We start from the raw sequence: 25,680 nt of genomic DNA on the forward strand, positions 1-25,680 counted from the left end.
CCGCACGCATCATCGGATCAATGCTGCTGGCTACGCTTTCCCGGCCGGCTCCGACACATCTCGGGCCGAACAGGAAAGCGCTTGAAGCAGCATGCCCCTGAAGGGAAGAGAGAACATCATGCTGGAAAGTTGTCAGAACGCTCAGGAACGCTGGGGTGGGGTCCATAAGCTGATCGACCGCTGGTTGCTGGAGCGCAACGAGCTGATCAAGGCCTACGACGCCCTGGGTGCAGAGCCGGGAGCGTTCTCTGAAAAGCGCGTGCCCTTGCAGGACTTCTGCGGCACTTTGGTCGATTACGTGTCGGCCGGCCATTTCGAAATCTACGAGCAACTCACCAGCGAAGCCAAGGCGTTCAACGATCAACGCGGCCTCGAGCTGGCTGACACGATCTATCCTCGCATCGACGTCATCACTGAAAAGCTGCTGGCGTTCAACGATCTCTGTGATCAAGGCGAGTGCGTCGCCGAGAAATTCAAAGAATTGGGCGGCTTGCTGCACGAGCGCTTTGAACTGGAAGATTGCCTGATCGAAGTGCTGCATAACGCGCACAAGGAACAGGTCGAGGAAGAGGTCTGAAAAGGCCGCTGATGTAAGAAAGGGTGCCTTGGGCACCCTTTTTTTATGATCTGTCGCGGCGAGCCTCGGCCACTGCCGGCGCTACTGCGATACCCCGATCAGCTCGATTTCGAACACCAGTGGCGTGTATGGATCGATCAGATCGCCTGCGCCTTCTGCGCCATACGCTTGAGCCGAGGGAATGACCAGCCGCCATTTGGCACCCACCGGCATGTCGGCAAGGGCGGTGGTCCAGCCGGCGATGACGCTGTCCAAACGGAACCATTGTGGCTGCTGGCTCTGATCGAAGATCGTGCCGTCAGGCAGACGGCCCACGTACTTCACTTGCACACGGCCATTGATGTCGGGTTTGGGGCCGTTGCCCGGCGTCAGCTCGGTCATCAGGATGCCGTCCGCGAGCTGGCGAACGCCCGGTTTGGCCTTCTCCCCGTCCATGAACTTGCGCTCGTCCTTCAGTGCCGCCTCAGTCTGCGGTTCGGTCTGGCCTGAGTTTTCAGCTTGGGCGAGGGCGGCGTCGTGGTCGCTGAGAATCTGCTCCATGCGTTCCTGTTTGATCGACAGCGGCTTGCCTTGATACGCCGACTGCAGACCTTCAAGCAGCGCGGGCAACTGCAGGTCGGGTGCTTCCTGACGCAGGCGCTCACCCAGGCTTGCGCCGAGGCTATAGGATAGGTCGTGGGTGTTGTCGGACGCCGGAGCATCGGTCGCGTGAGCAAGGGGTACCAAGAGGAACAACGACATAATAAACAGGTAGCGCGACATGAATGCTCTCCGGCCTGGGAAGTGAGCGATTATGCCAGCGCTTAAGCCCGAGCGTGACGGGTATTGCCGCGTTTTTCGGCGTCTTGCAACAGAGCGGGGATTGTAGTGTCAAGATGCCCTAGCGGCGGTGCGGGCGGAGGTCTAGTATGGCCGCACTCAAATCAGCCAGGAGGTAAGTCATGTCGGCCACCAAGAAGCCAGTAAACACTCCGTTGCATTTGCTACAGCAGCTTTCAGGCAGCCTGCTCGAACATCTCGAGAACGCCTGCTCCCAAGCATTGGCTGACGCTGAAAAACTGCTCGCCAAGCTCGAGAAACAACGTGGCAAGGCGCAGGAAAAACTGCACAAGTCGCGCACCAAATTGCAAGACGCTGCCGCTGCCGGTAAAGCCAAGGCGCAAGGCAAGGCCAAAGACAGCGTGTCCGAGCTCGAATCGTTGCTCGATGCTTTGAAAGATCGTCAGACCGAAACCCGCAGCTATATCCTCAACCTCAAGCGTGATGCTCAGGAAAGCCTGAAGCTGGCCCAAGGCATTGGCCGCGTGAAGGAAGCCGTTGGCAAAGCGCTGAACGATCGTGCCGCAAAAGCCCCGGCTCAAGCTGCTGCCAAGCCTGTCGCGGCAAAATCACCTGCGAAAACACCTGCGAAATCAGCAAAACCTGCAGCAAAAGCGGCCCCGGCAAAGCCTGCTGCTAAAACTGCAGTCAAAGCCGTCGCTGAAAAAACCGTTGCCAAGGTGACTGCGAAAACCGTCGCCGCCAAGCCGGCTGCGAGCAAGGCACCGGCTGCCAAGCCAGCCGCCAGCGCCGCGAGCAAGCCAGCTGCTAAAACCGCTGTTGCCGCGAAATCGGCCGCCAAGCCCGCCGCTGCCAAACCGGCTGCCGTGAAAGCCGCTGCCAAACCTGCTCCGGCTAAAGCGCCTGCTGCAAAACCGGCCGCCAGTGCCGCCGCCAAGCCTGCCGCCAAAGCGAGCCCGGTTGCCAAGCCGGCCGCCAAGCCAGCAGCATCGAAGCCTGCTGCTGCCAAGCCAGTCGCAGCGAAGACTGCGGCAAAACCCGCCGCCAAGCCTGCTGTCTCCGCAACAGCCAAGCCAGCGGCCGCAGCGCCTGCTGCTCCGGCAGCGTCCCCTGCGCCAGCCGCTCCGGCAGCGCCAGCTGCTGATTCGACGTCGAACAGCGCGTCCTAAGCGATATCGGTCCCGGCGCGAAGCAGAATCTGCAACGCGTCGGGACTGGCTTGAGCAGCACCTCCCGCCAGCGCTTCCAGCCACACTCCCGTAGGTTGAGCACCTCGCTCAGGCCAGCCTTTGGTCAGCCGTTGCAGCCGCACCAGTAACTCACGCTCGGCATCAAGCTCCAGGGTTTTGAGCCTGTCGCGTAACGCCGTCAGTTCTTCGTCTTCTGCCGCGTCGGCCTTCCAGCGTGTCCGAATATCCCTCAATGGCCCCACCACATTCTCGTGCCACGGGTCGGCCAATTGTCCGATTTGTCGCGCTCGCTCTGAGTCGAACTGCACACCACGCCGGTCCATCCAGACGCCGCACAGCAGCGCGCAGACATTGGCGCCATTGGCTTGCAGGTTCAGGCACGCTTGCTCGACGCCTGGGCGAGCATAGAAATCGAGGGTGAAACTCCATAGGTCCGAAAGCATCGTCATCTACCTGTTCTGGGCGAAGCTGGTAGACTCCGCCGCCATTATGATCAGACTTCAAAGCCTTACCTTACAGCGTGGTCCGCAACGTCTGCTAGAAGACGCCGAGCTGACCCTGCACGCCGGCCAGAAAGCCGGTCTGATCGGCGCGAACGGCGCCGGTAAATCCAGCCTTTTCGCGCTGCTGCGGGGTGAACTGACCCCCGACAATGGCGACTGCCTGCTGCCCGCCGATTGGCGCATCGCCCATATGCGTCAGGAGGTCGATACCCTTGATCGTCTGGCGGTCGACTACGTTCTCGACGGCGACCTGCGTCTGCGTCAGGTGCAGCATGACCTCGCTGCTGCCGAGGCCGCCCAGGACGGCGCCGCGCAGGCGCGTCTGCATTCGGAGCTCGACAGCGCCGATGGCTACACCGCCGATGCGCGGGCGCGCAAGTTGCTGGCAGGTTTGGGCTTCGCCAATGAGCAGATGGAGCGCCAGGTCAGCGACTTCTCCGGTGGCTGGCGGATGCGTCTCAACCTGGCGCAGGCCTTGATGTGTCCTTCGGACCTGCTGCTGCTCGACGAGCCGACCAACCACTTGGATCTCGATGCCATTCTCTGGCTTGAAGACTGGCTCAAGAGCTACCAGGGCACGCTGCTGCTGATCTCCCACGACCGCGATTTTCTTGATGCGGTGGTCGATCACGTTGCCCACGTCGAGCAGAAAAAGATCACGCTTTATCGCGGTGGTTACAGCGCTTTCGAACGCGCCCGTGCCGAGCGCCTGGCCCAGCAACAACAGGCCTACGACAAGCAACAGGCCCAGCGCGCGCACATGGAGAAATTCATCACGCGCTTCAAGGCCCAGGCCACCAAGGCCAAACAGGCCCAGAGCCGGATCAAAGCGCTTGAGCGAATGGAAGAGCTGTCGGCGGCCCACGTCGATTCTCCGTTCGACTTCACCTTCCGCGAGTCGAACAAGATCTCCAGCCCGCTGATGGATTTGTCTGACGCGCGACTGGGCTACGGTGACAAAGCCATCCTGCAAAAGGTGAAGCTGCAACTGACGCCGGGTGCACGCATCGGCTTGCTGGGCCCGAACGGCGCCGGTAAATCCACGCTGATCAAAAACCTCGCGGGCGAACTCGAGCCATTGAGCGGGCGCATGGTGCGTGGCGAAAATACGGTGGTCGGCTACTTCGCCCAGCATCAGCTCGACTCTCTGGACGCCAAGGCCAGTCCGCTGCTGCACCTTCAGCGTATCGCGCCCACCGAGCGCGAACAGGCATTGCGGGATTTCCTGGGCGGTTTCGACTTCCGTGGCGCGCGCCTCGACGAACCGGTGCTGAATTTCTCCGGCGGCGAAAAAGCGCGGCTGGCGTTGGCCCTGATTGCCTGGGACAAACCCAATCTGCTGCTGCTCGACGAACCGACCAACCACCTGGATCTGGAAATGCGCCTGGCCCTGACCATGGCGCTTCAGGAGTTCAGTGGCGCGGTGCTGGTGGTCTCCCACGATCGTCATTTGCTCAAGAGCACGACTGACAACTTCCTGCTCGTTGCCGATGGCCTGGTTCAGGAGTTCGATGGCGATCTGGACGACTACGCCCGTTGGCTGGTGGACTACCGCCTGCGCAATGCGCCGACAAGTAACACGCCGGTGAACGTCGACAAGACCGACAAAAAAGCCCAGCGTCAGCAGGCCGCCGCGTTGCGCCAGCAACTCGCGCCGCACAAGCGCGAAGCTGACAAGCTTGAAAAAGAGCTCGGCACGTTGCACGAGAAACTGGCGAAGATCGAAGTGGCCCTGGGCGACAGCGGCATTTACGAGGCGGCCAACAAAGATAAGTTGCGCGACCTGCTGGCCGATCAGGCCAAGCTCAAATCCCGTGAGTCCGAACTCGAAGAAGCGTGGATGGAAGCACTGGAACTGCTGGAGTCGATGCAGGCCGAGCTGGAAGCGTTGTCCTGATGGCGTCACCTGCGTTGGCCGTATAACGCAGCTGACCGGAACAGCTGTCTGCCAAGTCGCCGCAACAGTCAGAAATGGCTGGCCTTTAAAGGCCCGGAAACACTAGGTTAGGCGAAGATTTCGTTGCCTGAGGTGCGTGATGTCGCTCGAAACATGGTTGGCGTTCTTCGCCGCTTGCTGGGTTATCAGTCTGTCTCCGGGCGCGGGCGCCATCGCCTCGATGTCCAGCGGTCTGCAATACGGGTTCTGGCGCGGCTACTGGAATGCGCTGGGCCTGCAGGTCGCCCTCGTCGTGCAGATCGCCGTGGTCGCCGCCGGGCTTGGCGCAGTGCTGGCCACTTCGGCGTTGGCGTTCACCCTGATCAAATGGTTTGGCGTCGCCTACCTGGTCTATCTGGGCATCAAGCAATGGCGTGCGCTGCCGAGCGATCTGGCGGATGAGTCGTCGGTACGCCCGGTGGGCAAGCCGCTTGTGCTCATGGCCCGTGGCTTTCTGGTGAACATCAGCAACCCCAAGGCGCTGGTGTTCATCCTGGCGATCCTGCCGCAGTTCATCGACACGCACCTGCCGCTGCTGCCGCAATACCTGATCATCGCCGCGACCATGGTGTGCGTGGATCTGATCGTCATGGCGGGCTACACCGGCCTGGCCTCGAAGGTGCTCCGCGCCCTCAAGACCCCCAAGCAGCAACGCCGGATGAACCGCACCTTTGCCGGATTGTTTGTCAGCGCAGCGGCGTTCCTCGCCACCTTGCACCGGGCCTGATTCGGCAAAAGCCCGCTCCACAGTTGAGTCACAGCCGATCTCATTGGCTGCGCGCGGTGTTTTGTAGGACCGGCTTTAGCCGGGAAGAGGCCAGTGGCAGCACCCTCACCTCTGCGGTGTGACGGCTTAAGTCTTCCCGGCTAAAGCCGGTCCTACAATTGGGTCACAGCCATCAACGCAGCGCTTGAGTCCTCAGCGCCTAACATGAACAATGGCAACCCTTCGCATTCCTATTTGAGAACCACCCCCATGTTCCGCTCCCGCTTTTTGACCTGCCTGAGCCTCGTGCTGTTGAGCCTGTTCAGCGTCGGTGCCTGCGCAGCGCCTGCCGAGGACGCAGCTCAGGCTTTGCATTTGCTCGATTACGTCGGGGCGGACTACCCGGCGACGGTCGCGGACGGCAAGGTCGTGGATGACGCCGAATACCGCGAGCAGGTGGAGTTTCTCGCGGCGCTGCAGGGCACGATCGCCGCGTTGCCGGCCAAGCCAGAACGCGCAGAGCTGGAGCAGGGCGTCAACGCGCTGTTGAATGCAGTCAAGCAGAAGCAGGACGGCGCTCAAGTGGCCCGTCAGGCGCGTCAGCTCGGCGCGAAGCTGGCAGTGGCGTACGAGGTCAGTCAGGCGCCGGCGATCACCCCGGATCCCGCACGTGGCGCGCCCTTGTATGCGCAGTATTGTTCGGTGTGCCATGGCGATGCGGGCGCAGGCGACGGCCCGGCCGGAATCGGTCTTTCGCCGCCGCCCGCCAATTTGCGTGACGCGGCGCGGGTGGACCGCCTGAGTCTCTACGACATCTACAACACACTCGGGCTGGGCATTGAAGGCACTGAAATGCCTGCATTCGCGGACCAACTGGATGACCGCCAGCGTTGGGACGTCGCGACTTACATCGCAGGCTTCAGCGCGGATTCCGCTGCGAAGCAGGACAAGCCCTACAACCTCGCTGATCTCGCGCGGCAGACACCCGCTGAGGTCAGTGCCAGCGAAGGTCTGCAAGCCGCAGCAAGCTTCCGTGCCCAGCGCGCGCAGCCGCCTCAGGTTCAACGCGGCCCGGCGCAGCTGCTCGATTACACCAGCGCAACCCTCGACAAGAGTCTCGCCGCGTACCAGTCCGGTGATCGCGAGCAGGCGTATGACCTGTCCGTGGCGGCGTATCTGGAGGGTTTCGAGCTGGTCGAAAGCTCGCTGGACAACGTCGATGCTACCGTGCGCAAGGACACCGAAAAAGCGCTTATGGCTTACCGGCAGTCGCTTCAGGACGGCTTGCCCGCCGCGCAGGCTGCGCAGAAGCTCGCTGATGCGAAGGTCAAGCTCAAGGAATCGGCCGATCTGCTCGGCAGCGATGGCCTGAGCACCTCATTGAGCTTCATCTCCGGTCTGCTGATCTTGCTGCGCGAAGGGCTGGAAGCGATTCTCGTGCTCGCCGCCATTCTCGCGTTCCTGCGCAACACCGGGCAGCAATCGGCGGTGCGCAGCGTCAACGTCGGTTGGGGGCTGGCGTTGCTGGCGGGCCTGGGCACCTGGGCCTTGGCAGCGTACGTCATCGATGTCAGTGGTTCGCAGCGCGAGCTGTTGGAAGGCGCGACGGCGCTGTTCGCCAGCGTCATGGTGCTGTGGCTGGGCGTGTGGATGCACGACCGACGTCATGCCGCTGCCTGGCAGGACTACATCAAGAGCAGCCTGGTCGGCGGCGGTGGCCGTTTTGGTTTTGCGGTGCTGGCGTTCTTCTCGGTCTATCGCGAGCTGTTCGAAGTCATTCTGTTCTACGAAACCCTTTGGCTGCAGGCAGGCCCCGCTGGCCACAATGCCGTTTTGGCTGGTGGCGCCACGGCGCTGGTGCTGCTAGTCGGCTTGGCGTGGGTGATCCTACGGGGTTCTGCGAAGCTGCCGCTGACGCTGTTCTTCGGCATCAATGCTGCGCTGCTGTGTGCGCTGTCGGTGGTGTTTGCCGGCCATGGCGTCAAGGCGTTGCAGGAAGCCGGGATTTTCGGGACGCGTCCGGTGCCGTTCTTCGATTTCGACTGGCTGGGTATTCACGCCGACGCCTATTCCCTTGGCGCGCAAGCCATAGCCTTGGCGGCGATTGTGGTGTTGTATGGTCGCAGTCGGATAGCTGAGAAGCGCCGCGCGGCAACTGCCTAAATTCATTTTCTGAAATCGGAGTCGCGTATGCGCGTCTGGATCGATGCCGACGCCTGTCCCAAGGCTGCCAAGGACCTCGTCATCAAGTTCGCCCTCAGGCGCAAGTTCGAGGTCGTGCTGGTGGCGGGGCAGAGCCAGATCAAGCCGAGCCTGAGCCTGGTGAAGTTGATTGTCGTGCCCAGCGGGCCGGATGCGGCTGACGATTATCTGGTGGAGCACGCCGTGCCGGGCGAGCTGGTGATCTGCAGCGACGTGCCGCTGGCTGATCGGCTGGTCAAGAAGGGCGTCGCGGCGCTCGATCCGCGGGGCAAGGAATTCGATGCGCAGAACATGGGCCAGCGCCTGGCGATGCGTAACCTCTTCACGGACCTGCGTGAGCAAGGCCACGCCAGTGGCGGGCAGGGCACCTATGGCGAGCGGGAGAAACAGGCGTTTGCCAACTGCCTCGACCGGATCCTGACACGGTTGGCGCGCGAGTATCCCGCGCAGCCCACAGGCGAAAACCCGCAGGGTTGAAGGCTAGTGCGCGGTAAATGCGTTACCAGCCCTTTTTCAAATCAGTCGGGAAGGCGATCCTCGTTTTCCTGCACCAGCTCCAGAACCCGATCCACCAGCTTGTTGATCCCGGATGCCGCTTCACCAATGGACGTGGCGACCATGTACGCGGGTGTGCTCACCAGTTTGCGGTCCTTGTCTTCGACGATTTCCGTGACCTCGCACTCCTGGTGAGTGCCGCCCATGCGGGTGATGGCTGCAGCGGTGTCGGCGTCGTTGCCGATCGTGCAGGTGACGCCCGGTCCATAGATTTTGGCGGCCAGCGCCGGCGATACACAGATGAGCCCGATGGGTTTGCCGGCTGCGGCGAACGCTTCGGCCATCGCCAGCACTTCAGCCTGGACCTTGCAGCCAGCGCCTTGGGTAGAGAAGTCCGACAGGTTTTTCGCGGCACCGAAGCCGCCGGGGATGATCAATGCATCGAATTCAGTGACGTCGGCTTCGCGGATGTCTTCGATGGCGCCACGGGCGATGCGGGCTGATTCGACCAGCACGTTACGCGATTCGGGCATCTCTTCGCCGGTCAGGTGATTGATGACGTGGTGCTGAGAGATATTGGGTGCGAAGCACTTCACCGCAGCGCCGCGCTGATCGAGGCGCAGCAACGTCAGCACGCTTTCGTGGATTTCCGCGCCGTCGTAAACGCCACAGCCAGAAAGAATAACGGCCACTTTTTTGGTCATTCGCGTGTTCCTCTCTCGGGCGCTCCGGTCAGTAACCGGTTACGCAGGTCAGCATTGCGCTGATTGTCGCAAGCCATGAACCTAGGACAACGCCGTCAGCGAATGTCTCCGGATTCATCGGCATGCGCCGAGGATTTACTCGTCAGGGGTGTTCCTGGCTTCTACATTGCCTTCGGCATTGGCCGCGACGGCCAGCTTCTCTTCTCGGGCGATACGTGCGTTTTTGATGCGCCGGCGGACCCACAGCAGCACACCGATCACCAATAATGCGCCCAGAACCCACAGCTCGTATTTCTTGACGTTGCCCAGCAGGCCTTCAAGCACCGAACCGAACTTGTACGCCGCTGCGCCCAGCGCTGCCGCCCATACTGCTGCGCCGATACCGTTGAGCAACAGATAGCGCCCTGGTGGATAACCGGACAGGCCGATAGCAACCGGCATGACCGTGCGCAAGCCGTAAACAAAACGGAAGCTCAGCACCCAGATGTCGGGGTGGCGCCGGATATGCTCCAGTGCACGGTCGCCCATCAACTGCCAGCGAGGCTTGCGTGCCAAGAGCTTGCGGCCATGCTTGCGTCCCATGAAATACCAGAGCTGGTCGCCTGCGTAGCTGCCGAAGAAGGCAACGACCACGACCAGATTGATATCCATGTATCCGCGGAACGCAAGAAAGCCGGCAAGCACCAGAATGGTCTCGCCTTCAAAAAAGGTCCCGAGGAAAAGGGCGAAGTAGCCAAATTCTTGTAAAAAATGCTGGAGCATTATTTGGGTGCTGGCGAAATGAACGCGCAGCCTAACGCGCCCAAGTCATTCAGGAAAGTATGCAAATGTGTCACCGCGTTAAAGTTTCCTACGTTCGGGAGCGATTATTCGCTTGGAGAGGGGGTTTGTATCGCACACCTTACGTCGCAATTACACCTGTCACGCGAGTGTCATAATCGCCGCTTATAAATGTCACGCTTGCCCGCTTGGATGGGCTGGGAGCATTCCGTGCGCGTTGCCCTCATCTGCGAAGTTCAGCGTGCCAGTCCAATGGACTGCACCGATTCGTCCCCAACACTCGCTTTTAAGAGCCCGCTGTCGCCGCCGTTACCGTTCTCCTCGCGTGTTCCCGGACCCGAAATCCTGCTCGCGGGCGCAGGCAACCTCAGCGTGTTTGCAGATCAGGGGTTGCACGGCACGGAAAAATCCGTAGCGTGGAGAGTCAAACCGCTCACCGCATCTCGCCTGACGCCGGCCGCCCCGCCGCACAATATCGAGTCAGGCTGCAAACATCTTCAGAACTGCCACGCCCTGGGCGTGACCGTTGTTCCGCGCTGTACGTCACCACTGTTGTGGCGCAAGCGGCATTCCGACATCGGCCGTATGCGCGGCCCAACTGTTACAAGGCCAATTGCCTTACAGGATTATTCATGAGCACCGAAGGATCTATCGAAGCCGCAGTCGAGCTTGACCCTCAGCCCGTCAATCAGGAAGTCACTCCTGTGGTCGAGCCGACCATTGAAGTGGTCCCCGCGCTGGAACCGCATCATCCACCCCCGCATGTCATCGCGGTGCCCAATCTGGATGACAGCAGTCTTTATATCCATCGCGAGCTGTCGCAGCTGCAGTTCAACATTCGCGTGTTGGAGCAGGCGCTGGACGAGTCCTATCCGTTGCTCGAGCGGCTCAAGTTCCTGCTGATTTTCTCCAGCAACCTCGACGAATTCTTCGAAATCCGCGTCGCCGGTCTCAAGAAGCAAATCACCTTTGCTCGCGAACAGGCCGGCGCTGATGGCCTCCAGCCTCACCAAGCTCTGGCGCGCATCAGCGAGCTGGTGCACGGCCACGTGGATCGCCAGTACGCCATCCTCAACGACATCCTGTTGCCGGAGCTGGAAAAGCACCAGGTGCGCTTCATTCGCCGTCGCAACTGGAACGCCAAGATAAAGGCCTGGGTGCGCCGTTATTTCCGTGACGAGATCGCGCCGATCATCACGCCGATCGGTCTGGACCCGACGCACCCGTTCCCGCTGCTGGTGAACAAGTCGCTGAACTTCATCGTTGAGCTGGAAGGTATCGACGCTTTCGGCCGCGACTCGGGTCTGGCGATCATCCCTGCCCCGCGCCTGTTGCCGCGTATCATCAAGGTGCCGGAAGACGTGGGCGGCCCAGGCGACAATTATGTATTCCTGTCGTCGATGATCCACGCCCACGCCGATGACCTGTTCCAGGGCATGAAGGTCAAAGGCTGCTATCAGTTCCGTCTGACCCGTAACGCCGACCTGGCCCTCGACTCCGAAGACGTCGAAGACCTTGCCCGCGCGCTGCGTGGCGAGCTGTTCTCGCGTCGTTACGGCGACGCAGTGCGTCTGGAAGTAGCAGACACCTGCCCGAAACAGCTGTCGGACTACCTGCTCAAGCAGTTCAATCTGAGCGAGAGCGAGCTGTATCAGGTCAATGGCCCTGTGAACCTGACGCGGCTGTTCAGCATCACTGGCCTGGACAGTCACCCCGAGCTGCAGTACATGCCGTTCACTCCGGCGATTCCGAAGCTGCTGCAGAACAGCGAAAACATTTTCAACGTGATCAGCAAGCAGGACATTCTGCTGCTGCACCCGTTCGAGTCCTTCACCCCGGTCGTCGATCTGCTGCGCCAGGCGGCGAAAGACCCTCATGTGCTGGCCGTGCGCCAGACGCTGTACCGCAGCGGTGCCAATTCGGAAATTGTCGACGCGCTGGTGGACGCCGCGCGCAACGGCAAGGAAGTGACCGCCGTTATCGAGCTTCGTGCGCGTTTTGACGAAGAGTCGAACCTTCAACTGGCCAGCCGCCTGCAAGCGGCCGGTGCCGTGGTGATCTACGGCGTAGTCGGTTACAAGACCCACGCCAAGATGATGCTGATCCTGCGCCGTGAAGCTGGCGAGATCGTCCGTTACGCGCATTTGGGTACGGGCAACTATCACGCCGGCAACGCGCGTCTCTATACCGACTACAGCCTGCTGACATCGGACGATGCGCTGTGCGAAGACGTCGGCAAACTGTTCAGTCAGTTGATCGGTATGGGTAAGACGCTGCGCATGAAGAAGCTGCTGCACGCGCCGTTCACCTTGAAGAAAGGCATGCTGGACATGATTGCCCGGGAGACGCAGTTCGCGTCCGAGGGCAAGCCTGCGCACATCATCGCCAAGTTCAACTCGCTGACCGACCCGAAGATCATTCGCGCGCTGTACAAGGCCAGTCAGACCGGGGTCAAGATCGACCTCGTCGTGCGCGGCATGTGCTGCCTGCGCCCTGGCGTGCCGGGTGTGTCCCACAACATTCAGGTGCGCTCGATCATCGGCCGCTTCCTTGAGCACACGCGGGTGTTCTACTTCCTTAATGGCGGTGACGAGCAGATGTTCCTGTCCAGTGCCGACTGGATGGAGCGCAACCTCGACAAGCGCGTCGAGACTTGCTTCCCGGTGGAAGGCAAGAAGCTGATCTTGCGTGTGAAGAAAGAGCTGGAAGGGTACTTGACCGACAACACCCATAGCTGGCTGCTGCAGCCGGACGGGCGCTATATCCGCAGCACCCCGACCGGCAACCAGAACCCCCGCAATGTGCAGGCGAGTCTGTTGGAAAAACTCAGCAACCCGGTCCTCAGCGTACGTTGAGGATGATGCCGACTCGGGTCAGCCACTCCGCTTCGAGCGCGAAGTCGGCCTGAGTCAGCTGGTTGTTTTCCAGCCAGCCATCCGGGAACACGATGTCCAGGTGGTTATCGTTGGCGGTCAGCACAGGCTGCGGCATTTCCTGAGTGCCGCGAATGTGGTGAAACAGGATCGCAAAACGCAGCAGCACGCACAGACGAATCAGCTTCACACCTTCATTGCCGAACTCGGCAAACTTGTCCTTGGGAATATTGCGACGATGACCGCGCACCAGCAGTGCGAGCATTTGCTGGTCTTCGCGCGAGAAACCGGCGAGATCCGAGTGCTCGATCAGGTAAGCACCATGCTTGTGGTAGTGATAGTGGGCAATGTCCAGACCCACTTCATGCACCTTGGCGGCCCAGCTCAGTAATTCGCGATACGAATTGTCCTCAAGCTCCCACGCCTTCGCCACTTGCTCCAGCGCCGACAGCGCCTTGCGCTCGACACGAGCGGCTTGTTCGAGATCAACGTGGTAGCGCTCCATCAACGAGCTGAGGGTGCGTTCGCGCACGTCTTCGTGGTGATGACGGCCAAGCAGGTCGTAGAGCACGCCTTCACGCAGAGCGCCTTCGCAATGGTCCATGCGCTTGAGGTCGAGGGCGTCGAAGATGGCTTCGAGAATCGCGAGGCCCGCCGGGAAGATCGCCCGACGGTCCGGTTTGAGGCCTTCGAAATCGATCTTGTCCACTTCGCCCAGCTTCATCAGCTTGCGCTTGAGCCAGGCCAGGCCTTCGGCGTTGACCTCGCCATTGCCGTGGCCGCCTGCCTTCAGCGCCAGGCCGATGGCGCGGATGGTGCCGGACGAGCCGATGGCCTCATCCCACGTCAGACGATGCAGCGCGTGCTCGATGCTCATGATTTCCAGCCGCGCTGCGGTGTAAGCCTGGGCGTAGCGCGCCGGGGTGATCTTGCCGTCCTTGAAGTAACGCTGAGTAAAGCTGACGCAGCCCATCTGCAGGCTTTCGCGCAGCAAAGGCTCGAAGCGCTGGCCGATGATGAACTCGGTGCTGCCGCCGCCAATGTCGGCGACCAGGCGTTTGCCGGGCGTGTCGGCCAGGGTGTGGGAGACACCCAGGTAGATCAGTCGCGCTTCTTCACGGCCGGAGATGACCTCGACCGGATGGCCGAGGATTTCTTCGGCGCGGTGAATGAATTCGTTGCGGTTGCGGGCTTCGCGCAGGGCGTTGGTACCGACGATGCGCACGGCGCCGGGCGGCATACCGTTGATCAGCTGGGCAAAACGCTTGAGGCAGTCGAGCCCGCGCTGCATGGATTCTTCGCTGAGGCGGCGGTCGTCATCGATCCCCGCGGCCAGCTGCACTTTTTCACCGAGCCGCTCAAGGATGCGAATTTCGCCCTGATTGGCTTTCGCGACAACCATATGGAAGCTGTTGGAGCCCAGGTCGATCGCGGCGATCAGCGAGAGGTTTTTGGCTGTGGATAGCGGCATGGTCAAAAGGTCTCGGTCGATAACTCCGACATCGTGCCACGATCCATCACCGTCGCCAAACCGGCAACGCCTCGCCGACACTTTTGCACGGTAAGCAGGACCGGCTTCAGCCGGGAAGAGGCTGGTGTGTGCGACATCAGTTTCGCGGCATGACAGCTGACGCCTTCCCGGCTAAAGCCGGTCCTACAGTCACCCCTGCTCAACCGAACCAATGAAATTCGCCAGCTCGGGCGTCTTCGGGTTGGCCATCAATTCTTTCGGGTCGCCGACTTCATGCACCTTGCCCTGATGCATGAACACCAGCTTGTCGCCCACCTCCCGGGCGAAGCGCATTTCGTGGGTCACCATGATCAGCGTCATGCCGTCTTTGGCCAGCTCGCGAACGACCGCGAGCACTTCGTTGACCAACTCCGGGTCGAGCGCCGAGGTGATTTCATCGCACAGCAGCACTTTGGGCGACATCGCCAGCGCACGCGCAATCGCCACGCGCTGTTGCTGACCACCGGACAGCCGGTCAGGGAAGGCGTCGAATTTCTCACCCAGGCCCACGCGATTGAGCATTTCCTTTGCCAGCTTGGTTGCTTCGGCTTTAGAGGCTTTCTTCACCACCTGCGGCGCGAGCATCACGTTCTCGCCCACCGTCAGGTGCGGAAACAGGTTGAATTGCTGGAAGACCATGCCGACTTTTTGTCTCAGGCTGCGCAGGTCAGCCCGCGCGGCGTCGAGGTATTCGCCGTCGACCTCGATCACCCCGTCGTTGATGGACTCAAGCCCGTTGAGCGTGCGCAGCAGCGTGCTCTTGCCCGAACCGCTGCGCCCGATGATCGCCACGACCTGGCCTTCCTCGACGCTGAGGTCGATGCCCTTGAGCACATGGTGGTCGCCGTAATACTTGTGCAGGGCGGAAATTCTAAGCAGAGGCATGAAGTCTCCTTTCCAGGTAGCGCGCGCTGAGCGACAACGGATAGCAAAGCAGGAAGTAGCCCAAGGCAACGAAGCCGTAGACCATGAAAGGCTGGAACGTGGCATTGGCGAGCATGCCGCCGGTTTTGGTCAGCTCGGTGAAGCCGATGATTGACGTAACGGCCGTGCCTTTGACCACTTGCACAGAGAACCCCACGGTCGGCGCCACCGCAATGCGCAACGCCTGGGGCAGAATCACATGGCGCAGTTGCTCGAACGGCGTCAGCGCCAGACTCGCGGAAGCTTCCCACTGGCCGTTGGAAATCGACTCCACGCAGCCGCGCCAGATTTCAGCCAGATACGCACTGGTGAACAACGTCAACGCCAGCGCCGCCGCGAGCCAGGGCGAAATGTCGATGCCCATCAGTGCCACGCCGAAGAACACCAGAAACAGCTGCATCAACAACGGTGTGCCTTGAAACAGCTCGATGTAGCAGCGCGCGAGCCTGCGCGGCATTGCCTTCTCGGAGATGCGCATGGTCATCACCAGCAACCCGATCACGCCGCCGCCGATGAACGCCACCAGCGACAACGCCAGTGTCCATTGCAGGCCGGTCAGCAAGTTGCGCACGACGTCCCAAAGGGTGAAATCCATCAGCGGCTCCTCGCGATGTAACGTCGGCCGATCCACGCCAGAAACTGGCGCACCAGCAGCGCCATGCAGAGGTAGATCAGCGTGGTAATGATGTACGTCTCAAACGCGCGGAAATTGCGCGACTGAATGAAGTTGGCTGCAAAGCTCAGCTCCTCGGTAGCGATCTGCGAACAGACCGCCGAGCCGAGCATCACGATGATGATCTGGCTGCTCAACGCCGGCCAGACCTTGCCCAGTGCCGGGACCAACACGACATGGCGGAAGGTCTCGAAGCGGGTCATCGCCAGCGCGGCCGAGGCCTCGATCTGGCCGCGCGGAATCGCCTGCACGCCCGCACGGATGATCTCCGTCGAATAGGCGCCGAGGTTGATGACCATCGCCAGCACGGCGGCCTGCCACTCCGATATCTGCAGGCCCAGCGACGGCAGCCCGAAGAAGATGAAAAACAGCTGCACCAGAAACGGCGTGTTGCGGATCAGCTCGACATAGACACCGAAAATGGCCGAGAACGGCTGGATTTTCCACGCCCTGACAATCGCCCCGACGATGCCGAGACTGACGCCGAGCAGGGTGCCGATGGCCGTCAGTTCCAGCGTGAACAGTGCGCCGCGCAGGAGCAGGTCAGTGTTTTGCAGGACCGGGATAAAGTCGAACTGGTAAGCCATTTAAGCGTCTCGGCAGTCGATGATCAGAGGTCGGCAGGCAATGGCTGCTTGAGCCAGGTCTGCGCGTTCTTTTCCAGCGTGCCGTCTTTCTTCGCCGCTTCGAGGATCTCGTTCACTTTGGCGAGCAACTCGGGCTGACCTTTGTTCACACCCACGTAGACCGGCGAGTCCTTGAGCTTCACTTTCAGCTCAGGGATGCGCTTGGGGTTCTTCTCGCTGATGGCGACCATCACCACGTTGCCGCTGGCGATCAGGTCGGTCTGCTTGGCCAGATAGGCCGCAATGGTCGAGTTGTTGTCTTCGAAGCGTTTGATCGTCGCTTCCTTCGGCGCGACAGCGGTCAGCTCAATGTCTTCGATGGCGCCACGGGTCACACTGATGGTTTTACCTTTCAGGTCGTCCACGGTTTTGATCGCGTCTTCAGGCGGACCGAAGACAGCGAGGTAGAACGGTGCGTAGGCGCGGGAGAAGTCGATGACCTTTTCGCGGTCCGGGTTTTTGCCGAGGCTGGAGATGACCAGATCCACCTTGCCAGTGGTCAGGTACGGGATGCGGTTGGTGCTGTTGACCGGCGTCAGTTGAAGTTTGACCTTCAATTGGTCGGCAATGAGCTTTGCCGTGTCGATGTCCAGTCCACGGGGCTGCATGTCGGGGCCGACCGAACCGAAGGGTGGAAAGTCTTGCGGAACAGCGACTTTCAGCGTGCCGCGGGCGGTTACATCATCCAGACCATTAGCGTGGGCGGGGGCCTGGCCGAGCATCAGGCTGGCAAACAGGGCGGCGAGCAGGGCGCTGTGACGCTGGGTCATGTGGTGTCTCCGAATCGATCAATGTGTAGGCGAAGCCCGAGTGATGGCCAAGCACCAGTGCACAGCCCATGCCAGCCGCTTGTTTGCGACCATGGAATGCGGCCCGCAGACTTGATCCGGTCTAACTGGTCTGAACAGTGAGTTGGCGGGCCGCCCTGCTTTGGCGCGCCTGAAAGGCCCGGCGCCCTTCGCTTGGGCGTCACTTGCCGGATGCCTCCGATGGCGATACAAGGGATTTTTCCTACGGTTTATGCACCTTGAACGCCATGCATCCGAGCCCTGTCGCTGTGCCTGAAGCCGCCTTCCAGGCGATCCGCAAATTGATCGCCGAGCAGGGCTATGTCCCCGGCGACAGACTGCCCTCACAGCGGGATCTGGCGATTCGTCTGGGCGTCAGTCGCGCTTCATTGCGTGAGGCATTGTCATCGTTGAGCGCGTTGGGACTGGTCAGCGTGCAGCCCGGCAAAGGCGTGTTTGTGCAGGCGGTTTCTGAACCACAACGGAGCACGAGCGGATTTTCCTGGCCGTATGCAGCGCACGCATCACCTGCCGAGACTTTTCAGCTGCGCTATGCGCTAGAGGGGTTTGCCGCAGGGCTTGCAGCGGTCACGCTGACAGCCGATGAGCGCGATGTATTGGAAGACAACGTCGAGGCCATGCGCCTTGAGCTCAAGGCAGGGGATTTTGACTGCGCGGCCCGGCTGGACTTTGATTTCCACCGGCGCATCCTCGTCGCCAGTGGCAATCAGGCGATTCTGGGGATCATCACCACCAGCGCCGACATTTTTCTGGAGAGCCAGAAACTGCCTTTTATTCGGGCGGGCAGGGCCATGGAAACCTGGCAGGAGCACCGCAAAATTCTGCGGGCGCTGGCGCGAAACGCGTCTGGCCCGGCGCAGAAAGCCATGCAAGAGCACATCCGCGGAGCAGCATTACGCACCGGCATCGTGTTCGTCGCACCCTCCGGTTGAATGTTGGTGATTGACGCAACCATACCGACTCATAGCGAGAGACAATTAAGCTCGGCTTCCTGTCACCGCGTGACACAGTTATGATGGCCCACGTTTTTTTGCCTATGACCTCGGAGAAATCTCATGAGTAGCGACCTGATCAAACACGTCACCGACGCGAGCTTCGACGCCGATGTCCTCAAGGCCAGCGGTCCTGTACTGGTCGACTACTGGGCTGAATGGTGTGGTCCGTGCAAGATGATTGCCCCGGTTCTGGATGACATCGCCGGCACTTACGAAGGCAAGTTGACCATTGCCAAGCTGAACATTGATGACAATCAGGAAACCCCGGCCAAGCACGGCGTTCGTGGTATCCCGACCCTGATGCTGTTCAAGGACGGCGAAGTCGCGGCGACTAAGGTCGGCGCACTGTCCAAGTCGCAGTTGCAAGCGTTCCTCGACGCCAACATCTGATGACGATATAGCCCCGCAAATCGCGGGGTTTTTTTCGGGCCTCGTACTAGACGCTCAGAAAATCAAGTGGTACATTCGGCCCCGCAACGGCTTCTCCGTTGCCCCCTGCTAGCCGTCGCCGACCGTCTCCTTTCGATTTGCACGCGATCCTGTCGCCTTCTCTGCGGCGCGGCCTCATTAAGCCAAAAGCTTAATTTCCCCCTCCATACATGATTACGTCATTCCTATATGAACCTGACTGAACTCAAGCAAAAGCCTATTACCGATCTGCTCGAAATGGCCGAACAGATGGGCATAGAAAATATGGCCCGTTCGCGCAAGCAGGACGTAATTTTCTCCCTGCTGAAGAAGCACGCGAAAAGCGGCGAGGAAATCTCGGGTGACGGTGTGCTGGAGATCCTCCAGGATGGCTTCGGCTTCCTTCGCTCTGCAGACGCCTCCTACCTTGCCGGCCCAGACGACATCTACGTCTCTCCCAGCCAGATCCGCCGCTTCAACCTGCGCACGGGCGACACCATTGTCGGCAAGATCCGTCCGCCGAAGGAAGGCGAGCGTTATTTCGCGCTGCTCAAGGTCGACACCATCAACTTCGACCGTCCAGAAAACGCGAAGAACAAGATTCTGTTCGAAAACCTGACGCCGCTGTTCCCGACCATTCGCATGAAGATGGAAGCCGGTAACGGTTCCACCGAAGACCTCACCGGTCGCGTCATCGATCTGTGTGCCCCGATCGGTAAAGGTCAGCGCGGTCTGATCGTTGCTCCGCCAAAAGCGGGCAAGACCATCATGCTGCAGAACATCGCGTCGAACATCACGCGCAACAACCCTGAAGTCCATCTGATCGTTCTGCTGATCGATGAGCGTCCGGAAGAAGTAACCGAAATGCAGCGCACCGTGCGCGGCGAAGTGGTCGCTTCCACCTTCGACGAGCCGCCTACCCGTCACGTGCAGGTCGCCGAAATGGTGATCGAAAAGGCCAAGCGCCTGGTCGAGCACAAGAAAGACGTGGTCATTCTGCTCGACTCCATCACCCGTCTGGCTCGCGCCTACAACACCGTCATTCCAAGCTCCGGCAAGGTCCTGACCGGTGGTGTCGATGCCCACGCCCTCGAGAAGCCAAAGCGTTTCTTCGGTGCGGCACGTAACATCGAAGAAGGCGGCTCGCTGACCATCATCGCCACCGCGCTGGTTGAAACCGGCTCGAAGATGGACGAAGTGATCTACGAGGAATTCAAAGGTACCGGCAACATGGAGCTGCCTCTGGATCGCAAGATCGCAGAGAAGCGCGTCTTCCCGGCCATCAACATCAACCGTTCCGGCACACGCCGCGAAGAGTTGCTGACGGCCGACGACGAGCTGCAGCGCATGTGGATCCTGCGCAAGCTGCTGCATCCTATGGATGAAGTCGCAGCCATCGAGTTCTTGATCGACAAGCTGAAACAGACCAAGACCAACGATGAGTTCTTCCTGTCGATGAAGCGCAAGTAACACCGCGCTGAACCGAATGTAGAAAGATGGTGTCCTTTTGGACACCATTTTTTTTGCCTCGAATTTGAGGCTCGGAGCGTCATGCACACGTTTGGCAATCGTCGCGATATCGACGGACTGCGGGCCTTGGCCGTGGTCCCGGTGCTGTTGTTTCACTTCGGTCTTGGCCTGAGCGGCGGCTTCGTCGGCGTCGACGTGTTCTTCGTCATTTCCGGCTACCTGATCACGTCCATCATCTTCCGCGAGATCAGCGCAGGGCGATTCAGCTTCATCGATTTCTGGGCCCGTCGCGCGCGGCGTATCGTCCCTGCCGTGACCGTTGTTGTGCTAGCGACGTTGATGTTTGGCTGGATATTGCTGACGCCCAAGGACTACGCCGAGCTGGGCCGCGAAGTGCGGTATCAATCGATGTTCATGTCCAACCTGCTGTTCATGCGGCATGACGGCTACTTCGATTCCGCGTCAGACTTCAAACCGCTTCTTCACACCTGGTCACTGGCGGTGGAAGAGCAGTACTACATTTTCTTTCCGCTGTTGATGGTGCTGGCGACGCGGTACGTGCGGCACTGGCGCTGGTTGCTGCTCGGCTTGCTGGTGCTGTCGTTCGGGCTGAATATCTGGGCGATCAAGCACAAACCCGAGGCGGCGTTCTTTCTGCTGCCGATGCGTGCATGGGAACTGCTGTGCGGTGCCATGCTGGCCGTTGCGCCTGCGCCTAAACGCCCGCTGCCGAGTTGGGTGTACCAGGCAATCAGCCTGAGCGGCTTTGCGGCAGTCGTGCTGGCGATGCTGAGTTTTGACAAAACCACTCAATTCCCCGGCTGGGCGGCGCTGCTGCCGGTGCTCGGCACCACGGCAATGATCTGGGCCAACGGTCATCCTGCGTCTTGGGTCGGACGTTTGCTGAGCATCAAACCGCTGGTGGCGATCGGGCTTATCTCCTACTCGCTGTACCTGTGGCATTGGCCTATTCATGTCTACGCCAACGCGATTTCCGCCGACGGTATTTCCGATCTGGAAGCGATCGGCTGGATCCTTCTGGCAGGCGCCCTTGCCTGGCTGAGCTGGCGCTTCGTTGAGCTGCCGTTCCGTGAACGCCGCGTACTGGCCGGCCGCAAACCGGTGCTGATTGGCGGCCTGCTGACCCTGGCCGTTCTGGCGCTGATGGGGCAGGCGGTACGCTCCAGCGATGGCGTGCCGCAACGCATGTCAGGTCAGGCGCTTGCGTATGCTCAGTCGCAGGAATGGAACGCCGGCCAGATGGACTGCTTTCTGCTCGGTTCAAAGCACAGCAAAAGCCTGGACAAAGTCTGTCGGGCAGGTGGAAATGCGGACGCCGCGCCGTCCCATCTCATCTGGGGCGACAGTCATGCGGCGGCCTTGTGGCCTGGCGTCAGAATCGCGGCCGAGCAAGCGCACGTGCCTGTCTGGCTGGCGAGCATGAGCGGATGCCCGCCGCTTGTCAGCACCGCAACAAGTAAGCGCTGTCAGGACTTCAACGCCCTGAACGTCGAGCGCGTCCGAACGCAGAAGATCCCTGCCGTGACGCTGGCCGCGCGCTGGAGCTTGTACATCTATGGGCTGGAGGGCGGTGACAAGGGCTACGTGCTGCTGAAACGGGAATCCATTGCTCAAAACCAAGCGTATTTCGCGGACGCCCTGAAAGCGCAGGTCGCTGAGTTGCGGGCAGCCGGCGCGCAGGTCTGGCTGTTCAAGGAAGTGCCGCAGCAGCGCAAGGGCGCGATCGAGAGATTGAGCAGCCTGGCGAGAGTCGGGCGCTCGGCTGCGCAGGTTGGACGTCCATTGGTAGAGCTCGATGCGCGGCAGGCGTTCATCAATCAACTGTTCGCCAGCCTGAGCGAGGCGGATGCGGGCGTTCACCTGATAGACCCTAAACCGCTGCTGTGCGAAGGCGGCTTGTGCCCTGCCGAAGTTGACGGGCGTTCGCTGTACAAAGACGAAGATCACCTGTCGGATCTGGGCGGCGAGAAGATGCAGCCGCTGTTCACGCCGATATTCCGCGACTCACCGCGCATTTGATTTGGACACAAGCTGCTGTCTGCGGTCAGAGCAGGTAGGATGTGCATCTATTTGGTGAGTGGCCGGGTTAATGAAATTCAAGGATCTACGGGATTTCGTGCAGCAGCTTGAGCAGCGCGGAGAGTTGAAACGCATTCAGGTACCCATTTCCCCTGTGCTGGAAATGACCGAAATCTGCGATCGGACCCTGCGTAGCAAAGGGCCGGCACTGCTGTTCGAGAAGCCAACGGGTTTTGACATTCCGGTGCTCGGCAATCTGTTCGGTACGCCCGAGCGGGTCGCCATGGGCATGGGCGCCGAGTCGGTGTCCGAGCTGCGGGAAATCGGCAAGCTGCTGGCGTTCCTCAAAGAGCCCGAGCCGCCCAAGGGCTTGAAAGACGCCTGGTCCAAGCTGCCTATCTTCAGAAAAGTCATCGCCATGGCGCCGAAAGTCGTCAAGGACGCCCCGTGCCAGGAAATCGTGATCGAGGGTGACGACGTCGACCTCGGCATGCTGCCGGTGCAGACTTGCTGGCCCGGCGATGTCGGCCCGCTGATCACATGGGGCCTTACGGTCACTCGCGGGCCCAATAAGGAACGGCAGAATCTGGGTATCTACCGCCAGCAGGTGATCGGCCGCAACAAGGTGATCATGCGCTGGCTCAGCCATCGTGGCGGCGCGCTGGATTTCAAGGATTGGTGCGACAAACACCCGGGTCAGCCATTCCCGGTGTCCGTGGCCTTGGGCGCTGACCCCGCCACCATTCTCGGCGCCGTGACGCCAGTGCCTGACAGCCTCTCCGAATACGCATTCGCCGGCCTGCTGCGTGGCAATCGTACCGAGCTGATCAAATGCCGTGGCAACGACCTCCAGGTCCCGGCCAGCGCCGAAATCGTCCTCGAAGGCGTGATTCATCCCGGCGAAATGGCCGATGAAGGTCCGTACGGCGACCACACCGGCTACTACAACGAGGTCGACAGCTTCCCGGTCTTCACGGTCGAGCGCATCACCCACCGCATCAAGCCGATTTACCACAGCACCTACACTGGCCGGCCGCCTGACGAGCCCGCCATCCTGGGCGTTGCGCTGAATGAAGTGTTCGTGCCGATCCTGCAGAAGCAATTCCCGGAAATCGTCGACTTTTACCTGCCGCCCGAGGGGTGCTCGTACCGCATGGCGGTCGTGACGATCAAGAAACAGTATCCCGGCCATGCCAAGCGTGTGATGTTGGGTGTCTGGTCGTTTCTGCGACAGTTCATGTACACCAAGTTCGTTATCGTCACCGACGACGACATCAATGCCCGTGACTGGAATGACGTCATCTGGGCAATCACCACGCGCATGGACCCCAAGCGCGACACGGTGATGATCGACAACACGCCAATCGATTACCTCGATTTCGCCTCGCCGGTCTCCGGTCTGGGTTCGAAAATGGGGCTCGATGCCACGCATAAATGGCCGGGCGAAACCACCCGTGAATGGGGTCGCGCTATCGTCAAAGACGAAGCGGTGACCCGCCGGATCGATGAAATCTGGACTCAGCTGGGAATTGATTGATGCGTGTAACCTTGCAGCCATCGGGCGCAGTCATCGAGACATTGCCAGGCGAGCGGATCCTCGACGCCGCTCAGCGCCTGGGCTACGAATGCCCTCAGAGCTGTCGAAACGGCAATTGCCACATCTGTTCCGCGCTGCTGGTTGAAGGCAGCGTTGAGCAGGCCGGAGAGATCCGCACCCACGGCGAAATCTATACGTGCCTGGCGGTGCCGCAGCAAGACTGTGTTGTCCTCTGGGACAGCGTGCTGGCGCTCGGTGAGTTGCCGGTGCGCACGTTCGCCTGCCAGGTCAGCGAGTGCGTTGAAGTCGGAGGCGATGTCTGGCGGGTGATGCTCCGTGCGCCTGCGGGCAAGCCTCCGCGTTATCACGCCGGTCAGTACCTGATGATCCATCGGGACGACGGCGAGAAATCAGCGTTTTCCATGGCTTCAGCGCCGGAGAGCGGGCGAGAACTGGAAATCCACGTGCTTGCCCGCGAGGCGAGTGCGCAAAATCTGATCAAGCAGTTACAGCGCGATGGCATGGCCCGGGTCGAATTGCCGTTCGGCGACACTCATCTGGGCGAATTGCCCGACGGGCCGCTGGTATTGATCGCAGCAGGCACCGGTATGGGGCAGATGCACAGCCTGATCGAGCATTGCCGATCCAAGGGTTTTCCGTATCCGGTGCATGTCTATTGGGGAATGCGCCGTCCGGAAGATTTCTATCAGCTCACGCATTGGGATGAATGGCAGACGCTACCCAACCTTTTCCTGCACAAGGTCGTCAGTGATCTGTGCGGTTGGGAAGGGCGCTGCGGCATGCTGCACGAGGCGGTCTGTGAGGACTTCAGCGATCTGAAGTCGCTTTATGTGTACGCCAGCGGTTCACCGGCCATGGTCTATTCGACCCTTGATGCGCTGGTGCTGGCCGGCATGGATGCGCAGCAGATGCGTGCCGATGTTTTCGCTTACGCGCCGAGGCCCTAAAGCGCAGCCACTCACCGAGCCGGATGTGGACAGCGTATTGCATGACTGTTTGTCAGATATCGGTTTTCCGGCGTGACCAATGCGCCGGTGGCCGAGTCACAACGTCACACTGCCTGCGATGCCGTCTGATTGTTCATTCGTTGTTGCCAGACCCGTTTCATGAGTGTTCAGCGTTGCACCGGCGTCAGCCTTGCCGGTGGGGGGAACCAGATGGGGAATCAAATCAATATCCTGGCGGAAGCCGTCCATGACGGCTTGGGCTTGTCCTACCCGCCGGTCATCGATCTTGGGCCGAAACTGAGCCGCGAACAGCTGCTTGCTTCCATCCATGCCACGATGAGCCGCCATCAGGGCGGTCCGATCTGGTTATTCGCTTACGGATCATTGATCTGGCGACCCGAGTGCAGCGCCGTCGAGCGTCAGCGCGGTCGGGTCCATGGCTATCATCGCGGTCTCTATCTCTGGTCCCACGAACACCGTGGCACGCCCGAGCAGCCAGGGCTGGTATTCGGTCTGGATCGCGGCGGCTCCTGCAGCGGATTTGCCTACCGATTGCCCGAAGACAATATCGACGAATCCCTACTGGCGTTGTGGCAGAGAGAAATGCCGTTCCCGTCCTACCGCCCGCACTGGCTCAACTGCCGACTTGAAGACGGCACCAAGGTGCAGGCTTTGGGATTTGTGCTGGAGCGGCATCTGCCCAGTTACGCCGGCAACCTGCCCGACAGCGTGCTCACGCAGGTGCTGGCCAATGCCAGCGGGCGATACGGAACCACGTGGGAATACGTCGAACAAACCATCCACGCACTGCGCACCCACGCCATGCCGGACTTGAGCCTGGAAGCGCGGTTCAAGCGGTGTAAGCCGGTGTTGTTGGCGATATAGCCGCCTGACTCGCTCACGTTGGTTCTGACTGATGGGCACGCCTTAGCGCTTCACCTGTAGGAGCGCGCTTGCCCGCGAATGCTTTGTGT

The 25,680-nt window shown here is 60.6% G+C and carries 24 protein-coding genes; 15 read left to right on the forward strand and 9 right to left on the reverse strand.

From position 1 onward, the window contains the following. The first annotated feature begins 118 nt into the window (after positions 1-118). Positions 119-577, forward strand: coding sequence for a sigma D regulator (gene rsd / locus L4G42_RS12970; protein ID WP_237250049.1), 459 nt, complete (start codon positions 119-121; stop codon positions 575-577). 81 nt (positions 578-658) lie between these two features. Here the strand turns inward: rsd and L4G42_RS12975 are convergent, their stop codons facing one another. Further along, positions 659-1,339 carry an FKBP-type peptidyl-prolyl cis-trans isomerase gene (locus L4G42_RS12975; protein WP_237250048.1) on the reverse strand — a complete coding sequence of 227 codons (681 nt, stop codon included), beginning with the start codon at positions 1,337-1,339 and terminating at the stop codon, positions 659-661. 179 nt (positions 1,340-1,518) lie between these two features. On the opposite strand from L4G42_RS12975, the gene L4G42_RS12980 reads away from it, so the two are divergent. Continuing rightward, positions 1,519-2,526 carry an AlgP family protein gene (locus L4G42_RS12980; protein WP_237250047.1) on the forward strand — a complete coding sequence of 336 codons (1,008 nt, stop codon included), beginning with the start codon at positions 1,519-1,521 and terminating at the stop codon, positions 2,524-2,526. On the opposite strand, the gene L4G42_RS12985 is transcribed toward L4G42_RS12980, so the two are convergent. Continuing rightward, positions 2,523-2,990 carry a TIGR02444 family protein gene (locus tag L4G42_RS12985; protein WP_237259220.1) on the reverse strand — a complete coding sequence of 156 codons (468 nt, stop codon included), beginning with the start codon at positions 2,988-2,990 and terminating at the stop codon, positions 2,523-2,525. The two genes, L4G42_RS12980 and L4G42_RS12985, sit on opposite strands and share 4 nt — an antisense overlap. 46 nt (positions 2,991-3,036) lie before the next feature. Between L4G42_RS12985 and L4G42_RS12990 the strand changes: the two genes are divergently transcribed. From L4G42_RS12990 to L4G42_RS13005, 4 genes are all read left to right on the forward strand, one after another. Further along, on the forward strand, positions 3,037-4,947 hold the full coding sequence (locus L4G42_RS12990) for an ATP-binding cassette domain-containing protein (protein WP_237250045.1): 1,911 nt from the start codon (positions 3,037-3,039) through the stop codon (positions 4,945-4,947). Between the two features lie 139 nt (positions 4,948-5,086). Next, positions 5,087-5,713, forward strand: a complete 627-nt coding sequence (locus L4G42_RS12995; RefSeq protein WP_237250044.1) for a LysE family transporter — start codon at positions 5,087-5,089, stop codon at positions 5,711-5,713. Positions 5,714-5,962: 249 nt separating this feature from the next. Further along, on the forward strand, positions 5,963-7,855 hold the full coding sequence (locus tag L4G42_RS13000; protein WP_237250043.1) for a cytochrome c/FTR1 family iron permease: 1,893 nt from the start codon (positions 5,963-5,965) through the stop codon (positions 7,853-7,855). A 27-nt stretch (positions 7,856-7,882) separates the two neighbouring features. Continuing rightward, the gene (locus L4G42_RS13005) at positions 7,883-8,371 is read left to right on the forward strand and encodes a YaiI/YqxD family protein (protein WP_237250042.1); all 489 of its coding nucleotides are present in this window, start codon (positions 7,883-7,885) and stop codon (positions 8,369-8,371) included. A 41-nt stretch (positions 8,372-8,412) separates the two neighbouring features. Here L4G42_RS13005 and elbB read toward each other — a convergent pair whose 3' ends face one another. Beyond that, a complete protein-coding gene (gene elbB, locus L4G42_RS13010) occupies positions 8,413-9,093 on the reverse strand; it encodes an isoprenoid biosynthesis glyoxalase ElbB (RefSeq protein ID WP_237250041.1) in 681 nt (226 codons plus the stop codon). 135 nt (positions 9,094-9,228) lie between these two features. Then, positions 9,229-9,858 carry a DedA family protein gene (locus L4G42_RS13015; RefSeq protein WP_237250311.1) on the reverse strand — a complete coding sequence of 210 codons (630 nt, stop codon included), beginning with the start codon at positions 9,856-9,858 and terminating at the stop codon, positions 9,229-9,231. A 225-nt stretch (positions 9,859-10,083) separates the two neighbouring features. Here L4G42_RS13015 and L4G42_RS13020 point away from each other — a divergent pair, with 225 nt between their 5' ends. Together L4G42_RS13020 and ppk1 are read left to right on the forward strand one after the other, a co-directional pair. After that, the gene (locus tag L4G42_RS13020; RefSeq protein ID WP_237250040.1) at positions 10,084-10,509 is read left to right on the forward strand and encodes a hypothetical protein; all 426 of its coding nucleotides are present in this window, start codon (positions 10,084-10,086) and stop codon (positions 10,507-10,509) included. After that, on the forward strand, positions 10,506-12,728 hold the full coding sequence (ppk1, locus tag L4G42_RS13025; RefSeq protein WP_237250039.1) for a polyphosphate kinase 1: 2,223 nt from the start codon (positions 10,506-10,508) through the stop codon (positions 12,726-12,728). Before L4G42_RS13020 ends, ppk1 begins: the two co-directional genes overlap by 4 nt. Here the strand turns inward: ppk1 and ppx are convergent. The 5 genes from ppx to L4G42_RS13050 form a co-directional block, all read right to left on the reverse strand. Further along, positions 12,715-14,217 carry an exopolyphosphatase gene (gene ppx / locus L4G42_RS13030; RefSeq protein WP_237250038.1) on the reverse strand — a complete coding sequence of 501 codons (1,503 nt, stop codon included), beginning with the start codon at positions 14,215-14,217 and terminating at the stop codon, positions 12,715-12,717. The genes ppk1 and ppx overlap by 14 nt on opposite strands. A gap of 189 nt (positions 14,218-14,406) precedes the next feature. Continuing rightward, entirely contained in the window at positions 14,407-15,141 is a 735-nt protein-coding gene (locus L4G42_RS13035; protein ID WP_237250037.1) for an amino acid ABC transporter ATP-binding protein, read from the reverse strand. Then, positions 15,128-15,778, reverse strand: a complete 651-nt coding sequence (locus tag L4G42_RS13040) for an amino acid ABC transporter permease (RefSeq protein ID WP_237250310.1) — start codon at positions 15,776-15,778, stop codon at positions 15,128-15,130. The genes L4G42_RS13035 and L4G42_RS13040 overlap by 14 nt, the downstream gene beginning before the upstream one ends. After that, the gene (locus L4G42_RS13045; RefSeq protein ID WP_237250036.1) at positions 15,775-16,440 is read right to left on the reverse strand and encodes an amino acid ABC transporter permease; all 666 of its coding nucleotides are present in this window, start codon (positions 16,438-16,440) and stop codon (positions 15,775-15,777) included. The genes L4G42_RS13040 and L4G42_RS13045 overlap by 4 nt, the downstream gene beginning before the upstream one ends. Positions 16,441-16,463: 23 nt before the next feature. Continuing rightward, on the reverse strand, positions 16,464-17,249 hold the full coding sequence (locus L4G42_RS13050) for a transporter substrate-binding domain-containing protein (protein WP_237250035.1): 786 nt from the start codon (positions 17,247-17,249) through the stop codon (positions 16,464-16,466). Positions 17,250-17,515: 266 nt separating this feature from the next. Between L4G42_RS13050 and L4G42_RS13055 the strand changes: the two genes are divergently transcribed. The 7 genes from L4G42_RS13055 to L4G42_RS13085 all read left to right on the forward strand — a co-directional run bounded on the left by L4G42_RS13055 (position 17,516) and on the right by L4G42_RS13085 (position 25,591). Further along, positions 17,516-18,220, forward strand: coding sequence for a FadR/GntR family transcriptional regulator (locus L4G42_RS13055; RefSeq protein WP_237250034.1), 705 nt, complete (start codon positions 17,516-17,518; stop codon positions 18,218-18,220). 123 nt (positions 18,221-18,343) lie between these two features. Beyond that, on the forward strand, positions 18,344-18,673 hold the full coding sequence (gene trxA / locus L4G42_RS13060) for a thioredoxin TrxA (protein WP_237250033.1): 330 nt from the start codon (positions 18,344-18,346) through the stop codon (positions 18,671-18,673). Positions 18,674-18,901: 228 nt separating this feature from the next. Beyond that, positions 18,902-20,161: a transcription termination factor Rho gene (gene rho, locus L4G42_RS13065; RefSeq protein WP_037016529.1), complete on the forward strand. Its 1,260-nt coding sequence runs from the start codon at positions 18,902-18,904 to the stop codon at positions 20,159-20,161. A gap of 81 nt (positions 20,162-20,242) precedes the next feature. Continuing rightward, on the forward strand, positions 20,243-22,201 hold the full coding sequence (locus L4G42_RS13070; protein ID WP_237250032.1) for an acyltransferase family protein: 1,959 nt from the start codon (positions 20,243-20,245) through the stop codon (positions 22,199-22,201). 70 nt (positions 22,202-22,271) lie between these two features. Next, positions 22,272-23,738, forward strand: coding sequence for a 4-hydroxy-3-polyprenylbenzoate decarboxylase (gene ubiD, locus L4G42_RS13075; protein WP_237250031.1), 1,467 nt, complete (start codon positions 22,272-22,274; stop codon positions 23,736-23,738). Further along, a complete protein-coding gene (locus L4G42_RS13080) occupies positions 23,738-24,706 on the forward strand; it encodes a CDP-6-deoxy-delta-3,4-glucoseen reductase (protein ID WP_237250030.1) in 969 nt (322 codons plus the stop codon). Before ubiD ends, L4G42_RS13080 begins: the two co-directional genes overlap by 1 nt. A 210-nt stretch (positions 24,707-24,916) precedes the next feature. Next, positions 24,917-25,591 carry a gamma-glutamylcyclotransferase gene (locus L4G42_RS13085; protein ID WP_237250309.1) on the forward strand — a complete coding sequence of 225 codons (675 nt, stop codon included), beginning with the start codon at positions 24,917-24,919 and terminating at the stop codon, positions 25,589-25,591. The last annotated feature ends 89 nt before the right edge of the window (positions 25,592-25,680 follow it).

The organism is Pseudomonas petrae, from assembly GCF_021728295.1.
GTDB lineage: Bacteria > Pseudomonadota > Gammaproteobacteria > Pseudomonadales > Pseudomonadaceae > Aquipseudomonas > Aquipseudomonas petrae.